Genomic DNA, 17,374 nt, shown 5'->3' on the forward strand with positions numbered 1-17,374 from the left:
ATGCGCCCTAATGACGAGACAACAGTAACAGATGCAGTTAAAAAAATTTCAGCCCTATATCATTGCGGTGCTTATCATAGCTGCCGGTCTTCTGATTGGCAGGCTGCTCAGTACCCATAAGGATACCCAGGAAGAGGCGGTTGCGAAAAAGGAATCAAGGCCGGTCAAGGTGCGGGTGATCGAAAATGGAACCGTGTTCCGGAAGGTTGCCCTGAGCGGCAAGCTCGAAGCGGTTCGCAAGATCGAATTGTACGCAGAGGTTTCAGGGGTTTTTGTCGAGACCTCGCATCCGTTCAGGGCGGGCAACGCCTTTAAAAAGGGTCAGGTGCTCGTCAGGATCGATGACGAAGTCTATCGCAGCACGGTGCTGGCTGAACGCAGCGGTTTGCTCAACGCTCTGACGCTGCTGCTTCCCGACCTGACCATCGATTTTCCCGACCATGTCGCGCCGTGGCAAGCCTATGTGCGCAACTTCCGCATCGACGCGCCGTTGAAGCCGCTGCCGAAACCCGCGACCGACCGGATTCGCAACTATCTCGCCGCCCGCAACATCTACACCCGCTACTACTCGGTGCGGAGCATGGAGGAGACGCTCGGCAAATACCGCATCACGGCGCCCTTTGACGGCGTGGTGACGGTCTCGGATCTCAATCCCGGAATGCTCGTGCGGACGGGGCAGAAGATCGGCGAATTCTCGGCGGGCGGTCGCTACGAACTCGAAGCCTCCATCGGCGTCAAGGACGCGCCGTTCGTCAAAAAAGGGGAGCAGATCGAGCTGCACTCCGACGACTTCACTGGCACGGTGCGGGGCGTGGTGTCGCGGGTCAACACGGCCATCGACGAGAGCACGCAGACGGTCAAGGTCTATATCGTCGCCGAGGATCCGCGGCTGAAGGACGGCATGTATCTTTCGGGCGACCTCGAAGTTCCGGTCGATCAGGCGGTCACGGTGTCGCGCAACCTGCTCGGCGCTGACAAAAAGCTGTACGCTCTGCGCGATTCGGTCATCGTCGGAGTTCCCGTCGAAACCGTGGCGCTCGACGGGCGCACGGCGGTGCTCCGGGGCTTGAAGGACGGCACGAAGATCATCGCCGAGCCGGTGGAGGGGATGTTCGCGGGCATGGTGGTCGATCCTTCGCAGGTCGTCGTGACGGGTGAGAACAATCAGGAATCGGGAAAGTAAGGGCGCTGCTGTGAAAGGAATTATCAGATATTTCGTCAGGTATCCGGTTCTGGGCAACGCGATTTTCCTCGCGATTTTTCTGTTCGGCTTTCTGGCCTTCAAGGGGATGAAGACCACCTTTTTCCCCGATGTACCCTCCGACACTATTTTTATCGCCGCCGCCTATCCCGGCGCATCGCCCGAAGAGATCGAGGAGGGGGTGACGCTCAAGATCGAGGACGAGCTGAAGGGGGTGACGGGCATCGACCGTGTTACCTCGACCTCCAGCGAAAATTCGGCACTCATCACCGTCGAACTGCTGCCGGGCTACGACGCCAACGAGCTTTTGCAGGAGGTGACCAACGCGGTCGATCAGATCAGCTCGTTTCCCGCCGGGCTTGAAAAGCTGAGGATTTACAAGCAGGAGATGACCGACTTCGTGGTGGCCTATTCCATTTACGGCGATGTCGATCTCGGCGTGCTGAAGACCTACGCGCGGCGAATCGAGCGCGATCTGCGCAACCAGCTCGGCATCTCCAAAATCACCCTGAGCGGTTTTCCCGAAGAAGAGATCGAGGTGAGTCTGCGCGAGGACGCCATGCGCTCCTATGGCTTGACCTTTTCCGAGGTGGCTGCGGCGGTCAGCAAGGCGAACCTGAAGGTGACCGGCGGCACCATTAGGGGTGCGGACGAGGAGTTTCTGATCCGCGCCGACAACAAGGGCTACTACGCCGCCGACCTCGAAAATCTTGTCGTGCGCACCAACCAGAGCGGCGGAATCGTACGGCTGCGCGACGTGGCCGAAGTGAAGGATCGCTGGTCGGAGGATCCCAACCGCACCTACTTCAACGGCAAGCCCTCGGTGATTCTCGATATTTCCAAAACCGCCGACCAGGACATGTTCACTATCGCCCAAGCGGTCGCCGGGTACATGCAGTCGTTCGACGAGAAGCATGACGATATTTCGATCAGTCTGCTGCGCGACGGCTCGGCCATCGTGCGTGAACGCGCGGAAATTCTGACCGGCAACGGCGTGATCGGCATCGTGCTCGTGGTGCTCTTCCTCTCCTTTTCGCTCAATCCGCGCATGGCCTTCTGGGTTGCGCTTTCGATTCCGCTCTCGTTCGCGGGCATGTTCCTGCTCGGTCTCTGGTACGGCCTGACGATCAACGTCGTCTCGCTGCTCGCCATGATTCTCGTGGTCGGTATTCTCGTCGATGACGGTATCGTGGTCGCCGAGAGCATCTACCAAGAGCACGAGAAAGGGGCGAAACCAATAGACGCCGCCATCACGGGCACGATGGCCGTTCTGCCGTCGGTCTTCGCGGCGGTGCTGACCACTATCGTCTTTTTCATGATCTTCCTGTCGCTCGACGGCGCGTTCGGGCAGCGCTTCAAGGACATCGGTTTCGTGGTGATCGCGACGTTGCTGATTTCGCTCATCGAGAGCATTTTCATCCTTCCCGGCCACATCGCCCATTCGCGCGCCATCCGCGAGGAGCCGGGCAAAAAGACCTGGCTGCTGAAAAAATCCGAAGCGTTCATCCACTTCCAGCGCGACCGGCTCTACGCTCCGGTGCTCCGTTTCTGCATCGACAACCCCGTGATTACGGTGGTGGTGCCCATCGCCCTGATGTTCGTCACCATCGGCGCGTTGCAGGGAGGCATCGTCAAGACCACCTTCTTCCCGATCATCGAGCGTGACAACGTGCAGGTGACGCTCGAAATGCCTGCGGGTACGCGCGAGACCGTGACCGAGGGGATTCTGGCCGGGATGGAGGCGAAAGTGTGGCAGGTGAACGAACAGTACCGCAAGCAGCACGGCGGCGAGGGCGAGCTGATCGAGGCGATCGGGCGGAGCGTCGGGCCGACCGCCTACGAAGGCGGGCTGCGCGTTTCGCTTGTCGAGAGCCAGCGGCGCGAATGGTCGAGTATGAAGGTGGCCAACGTCATCCGCGAGAAGATCGGCGAGGTTCCCGCCGCCGAAAAGTTGCAGGTCGGCGGCCTGGGATTGTGGGGAATGCCGGTCTCCATCGCGCTGAAAAGCGACAATCTGGAGCAGCTCCGGGGGGCGAAGGCCGCGCTCGAAGAGGAGCTGAAAAAGATGCCAGAACTGAAGGACGTGAGCGATAATGATCCGCCCGGCCTGCGAGAGGTGCGCATCCGGCTCAACCGGAAAGCGCAGGCCCTCGGCCTCACCGTCTCGGACGTCATGAACCAGGTGCGCAGCGGCTTTTTCGGCTACGAAGCGCAACGGATTCTGCGGGGCATCGACGAGGTGAAAATCTGGGTTCGCTACGACGAGGCCGACCGCTCGTCCATTCGCAATATGGAACAGATGCGCATCCGGCTCGCCGACGGACGGACCATTCCGCTCACGGAGCTGGCCGACATTTCGATCCGGCGCGGCGTTTCGTCGGTCAACCACATCGACGGGCAGCGCGTGGTGAAGGTGGAGGCGGACATCGCCAACTCGAAGGAGTCGGTGCCCGATCTGCTAAAAGGGATCGAAGCGGGTGTTCTGTCCAGTCTCACGGGGCAATATCCCGACGTCAGCTATGACTTCGAGGGCCAGAGCCGGGAGAGCGGCAAGACCACCGGCTCGATGAAAAAGATTTTTCCGATGCTGCTCGGCCTGATGTTCCTCGTGGTCGTATTCTCCTTCCGCTCGTTCCTGCAAGCAGCGATGGTGTTCATCATGATTCCGTTCAGCCTTGTCGGCGTGGTCTGGGGCCACTTCATCCAGGGCTACATCATGAGCATTCTTTCGCTCTTCGGCATCGTGGCGCTGATCGGCATCGTCATCAACGACTCGCTCGTGTTCGTCAACACCTTCAACAGCAAACTTAAGGAGGGCACGCCCTTCTCCGAAGCGGTCTTCGATGTCGGCATCAACCGTTTCCGCCCCATCGTGCTGACCTCGCTCACCACCATCGCCGGGCTTGGGCCGCTGATGTTCGAGCAGAGCCGCCAGGCGCAGTTCCTGACGCCGATGGCCATTTCGGTCGCCTATGGATTGCTGTTCGGAACCCTGCTCACGCTGGTAATGCTGCCCGCAATGCTGGTGCTTCTGAACCGCTCGAAGGTGTTCCTGCAAGGTTTGTTCACCGGCACGAAACCGTCACCCGAATCGGTGGAACCGGCGATACGCGAGGAGCGTCCGTTTTGATGATGATGAATGCAAATTTTTGAGACGATGACAATGAAGACGAATGAAACTCACGTGCGAAAAATGTGGAATCCAGTCGCTGTCGTTCTGCTTTCCCTGCTTGTGCTGACGGGTGTTTGTGGCGTTCCGGTCGAGTCGTGGGGTCGGGAAAAGCTGAGCCTCGACAAGGCGGTTTCCGAAGCGCTGGAGCGTAATCCGGACATCCTGATCGCGCGGGGCGAGGCTCGGCAGAGCAGCAACAACGTCAACATCGGCAACGCCGGACTGCTGCCTCGCGTTGATCTTGTCGGTTCGGTGAACTATCAGGACAGGGATGAAGCCGCGCAGAACGGCCTGACGGAGTACACGTCGAGCGCTGCTTCTCTTCAGGCAAGCTACACGCTGTTCGATGGTTTCGGCAACATTTATACCTTCAAAAAGCTCAAGAGCGAGGGGCGGAAAGGGCGGCTTCAGGCGCGGAACACGATCGAGAACATCATCCTCTCGGTCAGTGAGGCTTACTACAATCTGGCCGACGCCATCGAGCAGGTGGCGGTTGCCGAAGAGTCGCTCGCTATCTCGGATGATCGGCTCAAGCGGGCGCGGCTGCGTTCCGAATACGGCCAGGCCAACGCACTCGAAGTACTCTCCGCCTCGGTCGATGCCAACGCCGACAGCGTATCGTGGAAGCAGGCGGTGCTGGGCCGCGAAAACGCCCGGCGCTCGCTGAACTTATTGCTCGACCGCCCGGTCAAGAGCGAATATGATGTCGAGACGGAGGTGTTGTTTGACAAAAGCCTGAATGAAGATGAGATTCTCGAAGCGGCGAAAAAGTCCTACTCCTCCTACCTCATCACGCTCGAAGCGGTCAAACAGGCCGAATATGGCGTCGCTATCGCGAGGTCAGACTTTTTCCCGCAGCTTGGAGTCGAGGCGTCGTATGGTTACAGCAAGACGCTCGAAGGGTTCAACGCAGGAATGAACGATCCGTCAGGAAGTTTAGCGGCAGCCCTCACGCTCAGTTACAATATTTTCAACGGGTTTCAGTCGAGCATCAAAAGCCAGAATGCGCGCATCGAACTGAGGAACAAAAAGCTGCTCGAACAGAAAACGGTGGCGGAGCTTGAAAAGCAGGTCGCCGACACCTGGCAGTCGTACCGCAACAGTCTCGATATTCTCGAATTTCAGAAGAAGAACCTCGAAAGCGCGGAGCTGAACTTCCGGCGCTCGAAAGAGCTTTTCGTGCTCGGTCAGCTTACCACCACCACCTTCAGGGAGGCCCAGCGTAACCTGATCGACGCCCGAAAAAGCATCGCTTCTGCGGCCTACGACGCAAAGATTCTCGAACAGCGCCTCCAGCGTTTCGCCGGCCGCCTGGTGGGCGAGGAGAACGATCAATGAAAGAAAGAAAAAGATTGGAGTTAGAGCTCTCGCTTGGAGAGTTGTAAGGCGGCGGGAGAGAGGATTGGTAAGTTGCTAACAAGCCCATTTGTCGTAAGCGAGAAAAAATAGATTTGTCTGATTGAAAAGGTTTGTATCCGAAGGAATTAGTCGTATATTACCAGCCTTCCGTTCAGACGGGGCATGGCGCAGCTGGTAGCGTGCCTGCTTTGGGAGCAGGAGGTCCCGAGTTCGAGTCTCGGTGCCCCGACCAGGGAGAGCAATGACTGATTGAAAAGCGCTATGTGCCCGTAGCTCAACCGGATAGAGCATCAGCCTTCTAAGCTGAGGGTTACAGGTTCGAGTCCTGTCGGGCATACGAGGAAGATGTTTTTTGAGATGTACATGGTGATTGTAGCTCAGCTGGTTAGAGCGCCAGGTTGTGGCCCTGGAGGTCGGGGGTTCGAGTCCCCTCATTCACCCCGAGTCTGACGAAGTGTTTCTCCGGATTGCCGGAACGCCAGATTTTTCTGGCCCCATCGACTAGTGGTTAGGTCACCACCCTTTCAAGGTGGCAGCACGGGTTCGAATCCCGTTGGGGTCACATAATATTGTTCCTGAACATTCAGCCAAACCGTTCGAGGGGCGATCAGCAAATACCGTAGTTTCCAAGCTCTGTGCTGTTGCAGGTTCAGAGCTTTTTTTGTTAGGTTTGGGCATTCCTGATCATTGGTGTCCCGCCTGTTTAGCCCGCAGACCGTTGCCGATGATTGTTCAGGGATTCCCGTTTATGAACGCACTGACTGTAATAACCGGCCCATGAAAATCTCCGTCAACTGGCTCAAAGAGTTCATTCCCTCGTTTTCATCCGATACTTCCGAACTTGTCGATCGACTGACCTATCTCGGCCTGGAGGTCGAGGAGGTTTTCGAGCAGAAGCTGCCCGATCCGAAGGTGATTGTCGGAAAGGTGGCCGAGGTGCGGCAGCATCCCAACGCTGACCGTCTTCGCATCTGCATGGTCGATACCGGAGAGCCCGAGCTTCAGCAGATTGTCTGCGGCGCACCTAACGTCGAAGAGGGAATGGTCGTTCCGGTGGCGACGATCGGAGCGGTGCTGACATCAGGTGACGAGAGCTTCACCATCAAACCGGCAAAGATTCGCGGCGAACGTTCGTTCGGCATGATCTGCGCGGCTGACGAGCTTGGCCTGTCGGACGACCACGACGGCGTGATGGTGCTTGACGAGGCGTGCGAGGTGGGTAAGCCGCTTGCCGACTATCTCGAAACCGACACGGTGCTCGACATAGCCGTGACGCCGAACCGTTCCGATGCTCTGTCGCATCTTGGTGTGGCCCGCGAGTTGGCCGATTGCCACGAGATCGTCTTTCCCCAGGCGCCGGTGATTGAGTTCACCCGTGGCGGTGGACTGGTGGAGGTGCAGGACGAGGACGCCTGTCCCTACTATTCAGCAACCGTTATCCGGGGTGTGACCGTTGGGCCTTCTCCCCGCTGGCTTGCCCGGCGTCTCGAACAGATTGGTCTGCGTCCGAAAAACAACATTGTTGACATTACCAACTACATTCTCCACTCGTTCGGCCAGCCGCTGCATGCTTTTGATATGCACCGCCTTGCCGGAAGCCGTATCGTGGTGCGCAGCGATGCTGAAAGCTCCTTCATGGCGCTGAATCAGGAGGAGTATAAGTTGCAGCCCGGCATGGCGGCTATCTGCGATTCCCGGGAGCCTGTGGCCGTCGGCGGCGTTATGGGCGGCCTTTATTCGGCTGTGACCGAAAAGACCACCGATATTCTGCTCGAAGCGGCCTATTTCAACCCTGCCTCGATCCGGAAGACCGCCAAGCTCCTCCAGCTCTCTACCGACTCCTCATACCGTTACGAGCGGGGTATTGATCCGTGCAACGTCAAGCGAGTGGCCGAATACGCCATTGCGATGATTCTTGAAATCGCCGGCGGCAAGGTTGAAACCGCTGAGGCGTGGGGTAGCATGCCTTCGACCCAGAAGATCGTCAATCTTCGCCCGAAGCGCGCCAACGCGGTGCTCGGCAGCTCGATTACCGCTTCCGAAATGATGCGTCTGCTCGAAAAAATCTGCATCAAGGCGGTTTCGCAGGGCGCCGTGTCGAACGATGCCGACCAGATCGCTTTTGCAGTGCCCTCGCACCGGGTGGACATCGAACAGGAGATCGATCTCATCGAAGAGGTCGCACGCCTGTATGGTTATAACAACCTCGAACCTTCGTCCGCGATGGTTTCCAGCTATCCGGTTTCGCGCAAGATCCCCGAGTATTTCCCCGATTACCTGCGCAATATCATGATCGGCCTCAACTTCAGGGAGGTGCTCACCAATCCGCTTATCAGAAAAGCTGAAGCGAGTTGTTTCAGTGACCAGCCGGTCAGTGCCCTGAATCCGATCAGCGAAGAGCTCGAAGTGCTTCGACCCTGCCTTGCTCCTTCACTGCTCAGGATCGTCGGCCACAACATCCGTCACGGCAATCGCGACCTTCGCCTGTTCGAGGTTGCACACGGATTCGAGATGCTGCCGGAAGCCGAGCGCAGTGGTTCCGGACCACTTGCAAAGTATCGTGAACGCGAGCTGCTCTCGATGGTCATCACCGGGCGTCGAGAGCCACGAAGCTGGAACCATTCCGGCGAAGAGGTCGATTTTTACGATCTCCGGGGTGTGGTCGAGATGTTGCTTGAGAAGCTGAATTTACTTGATAAATCAGCACTTAATATTTATAATGCCAACACGATTGGTATTGAAATCACATCGGCCGAAAACGGAAACAGCCCGGCTCTGAAAGCCGGAACGGTTCAGCAGGTCAGCAAAGAAGTGCTCGCCGCCTTTGATCTCGATCAGGATGTTTTTCTTGCTGAAATCGATGTTTCCGTACTGGAGCGCTGCTTCGAGTCCGGCGTGGTTTATGAACCGCCGTCGAAGTTTCCTGTCGTCGAAAGAGACCTGTCATTTGCTCTTCCCCGACATATTCCGGCACAGCGCCTGGTCGATCTGGCAACAGAGAGCGATCCGCTGGTCAGGTCCGTGCGCATCTTCGATGTGTTTGACCGCGGCGAGTCCGGAGGCCATGGGCAGGCCGAACGCAGTGTAGCGATTTCGCTTGAGCTTGCCGACAGAACAGGAACGATGAACGAGGAAACGATCAACGCTGTTGTTCAGAAAGTGAGTGACAATGCCAAGAGTGAACTTGGTGCGGAAATCAGGCAAGTTTGAGCCATTTCAGCCATGGATGCAATAGATGAGCATAATGGTCATGACCTGCTGGCTGGTCTCGAAGAGAACGTTGCGAGGCTTGTCGAGCAGTTGACGGAGTGCAGGAAAGAAAACGAGTTATTGAAAGCTGAGGTTTCGAGTCTTCAGAACATATTGCGATCATTCAAGCTGCCGGGAACTGAAGGCCCGTCGGCCGAGGTGCAGGGCGGGGCTGGTGACGGCTTGTCCTACGCCGGAATGCTCCAGATCAAACAGAAACTGGTTCTGGTTCTGCAGAAGATCGAAAGAGAACTGAGAGGCGAGAAAGCCGGATTTTGATGTCCATGGAAAAGATAACTGTCAATGTTTACGGCGACAACTATCCTTTAAGGGTAGAGAACAGTGAACTGACCGGCAAAGCTGCCGGTGATGTCGATGGCGTCATGAGGCGCTTCGCTGCGAAAGCTCCCGATCTGGAGCCTAAAAAGCTGGCCGTACTGGCAGCGATTCAGTTTGCTGAAAAAAAGAATGAACTTGAAGAAGAGCTGTCGCAGCTCAGGCAGAAAATGGCTCGGGTGAATGAATTTATCGAGCAGAATTTGCACTAAAGCGTTACATTGAAAGTAGACGAAATATCCGCACCACGACAAGAGGTGTTTTGTAAGTAAAAGAACTAACACTTTAGAACAGGGAGTCCAAACTCTTCTTTTTGATTGCAGGCCTTGATGCTAAAAGGCGACAAGCCACAGGCATTGGCGCTTTTCGAAGCGACACATTGGAAGCAAAAAATCTGAAGGAGACGCCCACCGTGATTTACGGGTTCTTGAATCTTACACATCTCTTAGGGTGCGGGTTTTTTTTGTTCAATTTTGAAGGATCGGCCCTCTCTGGCCGGTTAAAAGGAGGTTTTTTTAATGGGGATCGTAATAAATCTGTTTCTCATTATTGCGGCATCCGTGATCTTTTTTGCGGTCGGTTTCTACATCGGCCGGTTCTTTCTTGAGCGTATCGGTACTACTAAAGTTCTCGAAGCTGAGGAGCGTGCCGTGCAGGTTGTTCAGGAGGCCCAGAAAGAGGCCAATGAATACAAGGATCTGAAGGTCAACGAAGTCAACCAGGAGTGGAAAAAGCGCAAGCGCGAGTTCGATAGCGAGGTGACGATCAAGAACAACAAGTTCGCTCAGATGCAGAAGCAGATTCGCCAGAAAGAGTCGTCGCTGAACAACCAGCAGCGGGATGTGCGTGAAACTGAAAAGAAACTTCAGGAGCAGAAAGCCGAGCTGAAACACCTGACTGAAACGGTGCAGGGCCGCTCCGAGGAGCTTGAAAAGATCATCTTCGAACAGAACCAGCGCCTCGAAAGCATTTCGAACCTGACTGCCGAAGAGGCCCGTCAGATGCTGATTGACAACATGGTTTCGAAGGCCAGGGAAGAGGCGACCGAAACCATTCACCAGATTCACGAAGAGGCTACGCAGAAAGCTGACCGGGCTGCCGAAAAGATTCTGCTGACGGCCATTCAGCGCATCTCTTTCGAGCAGGCTACCGAGAACGCTCTTTCGGTGGTGCACATCCAGAGCGACGAGCTCAAAGGTCGTATCATCGGTCGCGAAGGGCGTAACATCAAGGCCTTTGAGAATGCAACCGGCGTTGACATCATTGTTGACGATACTCCGGAAGTGGTTATTCTTTCTTGCTTCGATCCGCTGCGTCGCGAAATGGCCAAGCTGACCCTGCAGAAGCTGCTCGTCGACGGCATCATCCATCCGGTCGCGATCGAGAAGGCCTATCAGGACGCCAAGAAAGAGATCGACGACGTCATCATGTCTTCCGGCGAAGAGGTGCTCTCGTCGCTGCAGATTCCCAACATGCCGGCCGAACTTGTTGCCCTGATCGGCAAGATGAAATTCCACACGGTTTATGGCCAGAATCTGCTCCTTCACAGCCGCGAAGTCGCTATGCTGGCGGGGCTCATGGCCGCCGAGCTGAAGCTCGACGCCAAGCAGGCCAAGCGTGCCGGCCTGTTGCACGACATCGGTCTTGTGCTTCCCGAAACCGAGCTGCCGCATGCGCTGGCAGGAATGGAGTTCCTCAGGAAATTCAACGAGTCGCCGGTGGTGCTCAATGCGATTGGCGCTCATCATGGTGAAGTCGGTAAAGAGTCGCCCATCGCCGATCTGGTCGATGCCGCCAACGTTATTTCGCTCTCCCGCCCTGGTGCGCGTGGAGCCGTGACCGCCGAAGGCAACGTCAAGCGCCTCGAAAGCCTTGAAGAGATCGCCAAAGGCTTCCCCGGCGTCATCAAGACCTACGCTTTGCAGGCTGGTCGCGAGATCCGGGTGATTGTCGAAGGTGACAACGTCAGCGACTCGCAGGCCGATGTGCTCGCGCACGACATCGCCAACAAGATCGAGTCCGAAGCACAGTATCCTGGCCAGATCAAGGTGACCATTCTTCGCGAAAAACGCTCGGTTGCCTTCGCGAAGTAAACGATTGCTACTGGCTGAAAATCAAAAGGCGGGATGTTCTCCCGCCTTTTTTCGTTTGTCGCCGTGGCGCTATTTTATAGCGACTCCTTGGTCGAGGGAATCCTCGTGCCGCTGACTCTGACTGCCTGTTTCATCGCGTAGGCGAGCGATTTGAAGAGCGCCTCGATCAGGTGATGCGTGTTCTGACCTTCAAGGATCGCCAGGTGCAGGTTGGCGTTCATCGTTCGGGAGAGCGAGATGAAGAAGTGTTCCACCATTTCAGTCGAGAGCCCCTGAATGACCGGTCGCCTGAACTCCGCCTTGAAAACGCAGTAGCTTCGCCCACCCAGATCGATCGAGCAGCGCGCCAGCGCCTCGTCCATCGGAATGATCGCCCAACCGTATCGTTCGATGCCTTTTTTGTCTCCAAGCGCTTCCTCAATGGCTTTGCCGAGCACCAGAGCCACGTCTTCCACCGTGTGGTGGTCATCAACGTCGAGGTCGCCGCTGCACCTGAGCTGCACGTCGATGCCCGAGTGACGGCTGAAGCTGGTGAGCATGTGGTCGAGAAACACCACGCCGGTTTCTATGGCCGAAGTGCCGGTGCCGTCGAGGTTGACCGTGGCCGTAATATCGGTTTCTGCGGTTTTGCGGGAGTGTGAAGCGATGCGCTGCGTCATGGATGCTGAATCTGTAATGAAAAGAAATTATCTGAAGAACTTGGTGATGAGGCCGAAGACCAGGCTCAGGATGATCGAGAGTACAATCGAGCTGCCGATGGGGAAGTAGAAACGGAAATTCTCCTTCTGAATGTTAATGTCGAGAGGGAGGTTTCCGAACCATCCGAACCAACCGTTCCCGCCCGATTTCTGGGCCAGCATGAGCAGTAAGCCGAGAGCTGCGATCGAAGCTCCGACAAAAAAGAGCATTTTGCCCATAGCTGAAAACGGGTCTTGCATATTGTTCAAAAGTTGCTAAATTATGCCCTCACTATCGTAAGATACGATAGCAAAAGAGAATTTCGGAATTTACAGAAGTGGCCTGACATGCTCAACGGATTGATCGTCATCCTTGCTCTGATCGCCGCGATCCTGCTGATCGTGTCGGTTCTGCTGCAAAGCCCCAAGTCGGGCAGCGGTCTTACCGGTGGTATTGCAAGCTTGGGTACCGTGCAGACGCTTGGCGTCAGGCGTACCGGTGACTTCCTGAGCAAGGTTACGGCTGTTTTGGCCGGAGCCGTTATGGTTCTTTCGTTTATCGCCCAGTTCACCCTTCCGGCCCGTCACCAGGCTGGTAACGGGAACAGCATTCTGCAGAAGGACGTTCCGGCATCTCTCCCCGTTAACAACCTCCCGCAGGAACTTCCGGCAACCGGCAATCTCCCGTCTCCGGATCAGCAGCCAACAGAACCGGCACAATAAACTTCTGCACTCGTAGCTCAATTGGTAGAGCAACTGACTCTTAATCAGTGGGTTCAAGGTTCGAGTCCTTGCGAGTGCACCATACTGTCGCAAAGCCTCACAGATCAACGTCTGTGAGGCTTTTTTCGTTTATGGGCGCAAGAGTGGGCGAGGCATTTTAATGTATGACTGGTTGTGCCGTTCTTTTGGCAAGGTCATCGGCTCTGGCGTGCGGTGATGTTATCTAATCACCGAAAACGTAGGGATTTGTGTACCTTGAAATGGTAGGCTGTTTCCGCGGTAAACCTGTATTCTCCCGGAACAAATCTTTCTGTTTTACGGGCTGCCGTGTACATCAAAGAGGTAAGTATTCGAGGAGCGCTATGAGCAAAACATTCACGAAAGCCGATATCGTCAATATCGCTGTTGATGCCATGCTGGTTAACGGGTTGGATCCCGATTTTTCGCCCCAGGCAAAGCAGCAGTTGGGCTCGATGCATGGGCCCACAGAGGGGTATGGTTCGGAGATTCTTGATTTGACCTCGTTGCTCTGGTGTTCGATTGACAACGACGACTCGCGTGATCTGGACCAGATTACCGCCTGTGAGGTGCTGGATGATTCCTCCACCATCATTTATGTGGCTATCGCTGACGTCGATACGCTGGTGAAAAAAGGCTCGCCGATCGATGGCCACGCACGGACAAATACCACCTCCGTCTATACGTCAGCTAAAGTCTTTCCGATGCTGCCCTTGCGTCTTTCCACCGACCTGACCTCCCTCAATCCCGATCAGAACCGGCTGGCCATCGTCACCATCATGAAAATCGGCCCTGATGGCGAGTTGATCAACTCGACGGTCGAGCGCGCATGGGTGAGGAACAAGGCTCAACTCGCGTATGATTCTGTCTCGGCTTGGATCGATGGTAAAGACGAGCTGCCTGCGGCTGCAAAGGCCGTTCCGGGGATGGATGAGCAGTTGCGCCGTCAGGATGCTGTGGCGCAAAAATTACGGTTGCAACGGCATGCGAAAGGTTCTCTGGAATTCGAGACCTTTCAGCCTCGCGCCGTGTTCGAAGGGGATCGCGTTGTTGGCATCACTCAGCAGGAGAAGAACCGGGCGCGACAACTGATCGAGGAGTTCATGATTGCCACCAACGCCTGCACCGCCGATTTTCTTGCTGAAAAGGGTGTTGCGTCGATTCGTCGGGTGGTAAAGTCGCCTGAGCGATGGAAGCGCATTGTGGAGGTGGCCAAGGAGTACGGCTATTCGCTGCCCGGTGAGCCCGACGGAAAAGCGCTCGAAAAATTCCTAGCCGTGAGGCACAAGGCCGATCCATTGCGTTTCCCTGACCTTTCGCTCACCATCATCAAGCTTATGGGAGCAGGAGAGTACGTCGTGGAATTTCCGGGGCAGAAACCCATCGGGCACTTTGGCCTTGCCGAGCGCGATTACACTCACTCGACGGCACCGAACAGACGCTATCCCGATCTGATTACCCTGAGAATGACCAAGGCTTTTCTGGCCAACTGCCCGTCCCCGTATGGCGTTGACGAGCTTGAAGAGTTGGCGGTTCATTGCACCCGCCAGGAGGATGCGGCCCGCAAGGTGGAGCGTCGCGTACGCAAGTCTGAAGCCGCGTTACTTCTGGGAACCATGATCGGTCAGCACTTCGACGCTGTTGTCTCCGGTCATTCGGAGCGGGGCACGTGGGTGAGGATCCTGACGCCGCCAGCCGAGGGGCGTCTGGTCAGAACTTACGGGAAAGTCAGCGTTGGTAAAAAGATCAAGGTAAAGCTTGTTTTGGCCGATGTCGAACAGGGGTTCATTGATTTTGAAAGGATATGACAACCGGTCATGGTCATTCGCATAACCGGTTGTCAAAAGACAGCTTACCACTCTGAAGAATGTAACCCGACGATCTCCTTGTACGCAATCGCGGCCGCGCAGGAGGTTACCGGTGCGCTGATCAGGAGGCCGACGCCGAGGGCAAGGATACCAAGCACATTGATGAGTGCGAGCACAAGGGCAAAGACGAAAAAGGCGAACCAGTTTTTCGTGATGATCTTTCTGCTGGTTTCCATCGCCTGCCAGAACTCCATCCGGTGATCGATGATGAGAAAGGTGGTCAACATGTAGCCGATAGCAAGATAGATGCCGGGAATGATGAGCAGCATGAACCCGACCGAGACAATGATGCCGCTTGCCAGTCCGGCAAGAAAAAGCGGCAGGAAGTAGTTGAAGCCTCTGAAAAAGTCGCTGAACTGGAGCGACTGGCCGTTTATGAGCCTGAACGCGGCGATACTGTAGCCGGCATAGAGCGGCGCGGCGAGAGCTGAAAAGAGCAGTGAGCCGAGCGCTTCCAGTTTCGCACTGGCAAGTGATATCGCAAAGACGAGCAGGGTGAAGCCGACGAATTCGCCGACGTGCTCCTTAAACATTTCCCAACCTTTCTGCACGTAATCCGAGGTGTTGACCTCATAGCCATTCTCAATGAGCTGCCCGAAAAGCGCAGGATCGACTTTCTGCCCAAAATCAAATGCTGCCATGATTCCTCCAGGGTTTCCTTGTGTTCAATTGATGTCAATACTATGATCCATTGAAAGGTAGCCAAGGTTGACGAAATCTCAAGGTATAGTTGAAACGTGCAGGGGTGATTTTACGTATTGTCTACCATTATTTCGATGTTGCTACATTTGTCTGAACTTGAGAGCGCTGAATAGGGTATTGGGGAGGGTCTCTGAGGCGACCGATATTGCAGACACAGCCTTGCGCCGTATATTGCTGCACGTGGCTCGATTTGCAGCGTAAACGATTTTTGATGAAAATATTCGATCGATACATTCTCAAGACGCATCTCGGCACCTTCTTTTTTGCGTTTGTCACCATCATGTCGGTGTTCATTCTGTCGTTCGTGACCAAGTTTCTGGAACGGCTGATCGGCAAGGGACTTGATTTCGGTATCATCGCCGAGGTGGTGCTGTTGCAGTCGGCATGGATGGTCGGGTTTGCCGTGCCGATGGCCGTGCTGGTGACCACCGTGATGGCGTTCGGCGTGCTGACCAACAGCTCCGAGCTGACCGTGATGCGCGCAGGTGGCATTTCGATCTATCGACTCGTTGCGCCGGTGCTGCTGGCCGCACTCGCTCTTTCGCTGATGATGGAGCGGTACAACAATGTGCTGATGCCCGAAGCCAACTATCGGGCCAACGCGCTTTTTGCCGATATCACCCGCCTGAAACCGGCGCTGGGGCTCGACAAGAACGCCTTTTCGGATATGATCAAGGGCTACTCCATCATGGCGCGTGATGTTGATAACAAAACCGGCGAGCTTCGTGACATTGTGCTTTACGATCGCGCCCAGCCCGATGTGCGCACGGTCATTCTGGCCGCCAGGGGCAAAATCGAGTTCACGCCCGACAATACTCACCTTGTGCTGACGCTTGAAGATGGGCAGATTCACGAGCTTCGGCTGCCTGCAATGGATCGTTACCGCACCATGTCGTTTTCGAAGAACCGCTATGTGTTCGACGCGACCGGTTACGATTTCGAACGTTCGGACGAAGGCCGCCGCCGTGGTGGTAAGGAGCTTTCAGCGTCTGATCTGCTGGCCGTAGCGCAGGAGTTTCGGCAGAAGGGAGATGCGGCAGAGCGCTCGGCGGTCAAGGGGGTAGATGAGCTGAAAGCTGCGGTTGAAAGGATTCGGAGCAGTCATGACAGCTCCGGATCAGAGCCTGCGGTGCTGCCGCCAGTCGTGCCTGGCCGGGCTACCGAAGCCGTGGATGCGATGCTCGGCGGCCTGAATGTTCAGCTTAAACAAATGCAGCAGCATCGAGAAGACTACCGCAAATACATGATCGAGTACCACAAAAAGTACTCGCTGGCGTTTGCCTGCCTCGTGTTCGCGATGGTTGGCGCACCCCTCGGTGTAATGGCCCGTCGAGGCGGATTTGGTGCGGGCGCGGCCTTGTCGCTCTTCTTTTTTGTGCTTTACTGGGTGCTGATGATTGGTGGTGAAAAGATTGCCGATCAGGGGCTGCTATCACCGGCGGTCAGCGTCTGGCTACCCAATGCGATTCTGACCTGCGCCGGGCTCTTCATGCTTTACCGCCTGAGCCATTCGGTCAACGCATCCGCGCGCTGACCGCGGGGTTAGCTTGACGGTCAACGCAAGGTTGCTGTCTTGATGGCGCGCTTATTGCCGTTTTCATCCACGCTCACGAAGGTGATCCGCGTCGTGAACACCAGCTCCTTCTCGCCAGTGGCGATCTCTTCGCGGGTGACATCCACAACATACTCGACTGAAGTTGTGCCGACGTGGTTTTTCTTCGATTCGAAACAAAGGATCGTGCCCTGCCGGATGCTTTTCTTGAACTTGATATTGTCCATGCCGACCGTCACGAAGTTGCAGCCGGGGTAGTCGAGCGTAACGGCGATATAGCTGACCTCGTCGATCCATTTGAGCAGATTTCCGCCGAACAGGAACCCGTAATGGTTCAGGTGTTCCGGCATGACGAGCTTGTGCGTTTCCATAAGTGTATTGATAAGAATTTTTTAAGTGCGGCCACCCGGTCGTCCTGGGTTTA

General features: G+C 55.8%; 14 protein-coding genes and 5 tRNA genes. 15 read left to right on the plus strand and 4 right to left on the minus strand.

The annotated features are described in order from the left end of the window. Positions 1-31 precede the first annotated feature (31 nt). From CPAR_RS03545 to rny, 11 genes are all read left to right on the plus strand, one after another. Positions 32-1,183, plus strand: coding sequence for an efflux RND transporter periplasmic adaptor subunit (locus CPAR_RS03545; RefSeq protein ID WP_012501947.1), 1,152 nt, complete (start codon positions 32-34; stop codon positions 1,181-1,183). A gap of 10 nt (positions 1,184-1,193) precedes the next feature. Beyond that, complete coding sequence (locus CPAR_RS03550; protein WP_012501948.1) at positions 1,194-4,331, plus strand: efflux RND transporter permease subunit; 3,138 nt, start codon at positions 1,194-1,196, stop codon at positions 4,329-4,331. Between the two features lie 33 nt (positions 4,332-4,364). Next, positions 4,365-5,711, plus strand: a complete 1,347-nt coding sequence (locus tag CPAR_RS03555; RefSeq protein WP_041466120.1) for a TolC family protein — start codon at positions 4,365-4,367, stop codon at positions 5,709-5,711. Positions 5,712-5,888: 177 nt separating this feature from the next. After that, positions 5,889-5,964 (plus strand) — tRNA-Pro (locus CPAR_RS03560). Positions 5,965-5,995: 31 nt separating this feature from the next. Then, positions 5,996-6,069: transfer RNA gene (locus tag CPAR_RS03565), tRNA-Arg, on the plus strand. A gap of 28 nt (positions 6,070-6,097) precedes the next feature. Beyond that, positions 6,098-6,173, plus strand: a tRNA-His gene (locus tag CPAR_RS03570). A gap of 49 nt (positions 6,174-6,222) precedes the next feature. Beyond that, positions 6,223-6,294, plus strand: a tRNA-Glu gene (locus tag CPAR_RS03575). A gap of 215 nt (positions 6,295-6,509) precedes the next feature. Beyond that, complete coding sequence (gene pheT, locus CPAR_RS03580; RefSeq protein ID WP_012501950.1) at positions 6,510-8,942, plus strand: phenylalanine--tRNA ligase subunit beta; 2,433 nt, start codon at positions 6,510-6,512, stop codon at positions 8,940-8,942. A gap of 12 nt (positions 8,943-8,954) precedes the next feature. Continuing rightward, a complete protein-coding gene (locus tag CPAR_RS03585; protein ID WP_012501951.1) occupies positions 8,955-9,260 on the plus strand; it encodes a hypothetical protein in 306 nt (101 codons plus the stop codon). A 5-nt stretch (positions 9,261-9,265) separates the two neighbouring features. Further along, positions 9,266-9,529: a cell division protein ZapA gene (locus CPAR_RS03590; protein WP_041466256.1), complete on the plus strand. Its 264-nt coding sequence runs from the start codon at positions 9,266-9,268 to the stop codon at positions 9,527-9,529. A gap of 306 nt (positions 9,530-9,835) precedes the next feature. Then, positions 9,836-11,410 (plus strand): ribonuclease Y, encoded by a 1,575-nt coding sequence (gene rny, locus CPAR_RS03595; protein WP_012501953.1) that lies wholly within the window; start codon positions 9,836-9,838, stop codon positions 11,408-11,410. A gap of 74 nt (positions 11,411-11,484) precedes the next feature. On the opposite strand, the gene hisB is transcribed toward rny, so the two are convergent. Both hisB and CPAR_RS03605 read right to left on the minus strand, forming a co-directional pair. Continuing rightward, the gene (gene hisB, locus CPAR_RS03600) at positions 11,485-12,069 is read right to left on the minus strand and encodes an imidazoleglycerol-phosphate dehydratase HisB (RefSeq protein ID WP_012501954.1); all 585 of its coding nucleotides are present in this window, start codon (positions 12,067-12,069) and stop codon (positions 11,485-11,487) included. Between the two features lie 27 nt (positions 12,070-12,096). After that, positions 12,097-12,348 carry a DUF2905 domain-containing protein gene (locus tag CPAR_RS03605; protein ID WP_012501955.1) on the minus strand — a complete coding sequence of 84 codons (252 nt, stop codon included), beginning with the start codon at positions 12,346-12,348 and terminating at the stop codon, positions 12,097-12,099. 87 nt (positions 12,349-12,435) lie between these two features. On the opposite strand from CPAR_RS03605, the gene secG reads away from it, so the two are divergent. The 3 genes from secG to CPAR_RS03620 all read left to right on the plus strand — a co-directional run bounded on the left by secG (position 12,436) and on the right by CPAR_RS03620 (position 14,636). Beyond that, a complete protein-coding gene (gene secG / locus CPAR_RS03610) occupies positions 12,436-12,810 on the plus strand; it encodes a preprotein translocase subunit SecG (RefSeq protein ID WP_012501956.1) in 375 nt (124 codons plus the stop codon). A 6-nt stretch (positions 12,811-12,816) separates the two neighbouring features. Then, positions 12,817-12,892: transfer RNA gene (locus tag CPAR_RS03615), tRNA-Lys, on the plus strand. Between the two features lie 280 nt (positions 12,893-13,172). Further along, complete coding sequence (locus CPAR_RS03620; RefSeq protein WP_012501957.1) at positions 13,173-14,636, plus strand: RNB domain-containing ribonuclease; 1,464 nt, start codon at positions 13,173-13,175, stop codon at positions 14,634-14,636. Between the two features lie 44 nt (positions 14,637-14,680). Here the strand turns inward: CPAR_RS03620 and CPAR_RS03625 are convergent, their stop codons facing one another. Continuing rightward, the gene (locus tag CPAR_RS03625) at positions 14,681-15,337 is read right to left on the minus strand and encodes a hypothetical protein (protein ID WP_012501958.1); all 657 of its coding nucleotides are present in this window, start codon (positions 15,335-15,337) and stop codon (positions 14,681-14,683) included. Positions 15,338-15,609: 272 nt separating this feature from the next. On the opposite strand from CPAR_RS03625, the gene CPAR_RS03630 reads away from it, so the two are divergent. Beyond that, positions 15,610-16,932 (plus strand): LptF/LptG family permease, encoded by a 1,323-nt coding sequence (locus CPAR_RS03630; RefSeq protein WP_012501959.1) that lies wholly within the window; start codon positions 15,610-15,612, stop codon positions 16,930-16,932. Between the two features lie 20 nt (positions 16,933-16,952). Here the strand turns inward: CPAR_RS03630 and CPAR_RS03635 are convergent, their stop codons facing one another. After that, a complete protein-coding gene (locus CPAR_RS03635; RefSeq protein WP_012501960.1) occupies positions 16,953-17,321 on the minus strand; it encodes an acyl-CoA thioesterase in 369 nt (122 codons plus the stop codon). Positions 17,322-17,374 lie beyond the last annotated feature (53 nt).

The organism is Chlorobaculum parvum NCIB 8327 (assembly GCF_000020505.1).
Taxonomy (GTDB): Bacteria; Bacteroidota; Chlorobiia; order Chlorobiales; family Chlorobiaceae; genus Chlorobaculum; species Chlorobaculum parvum_A.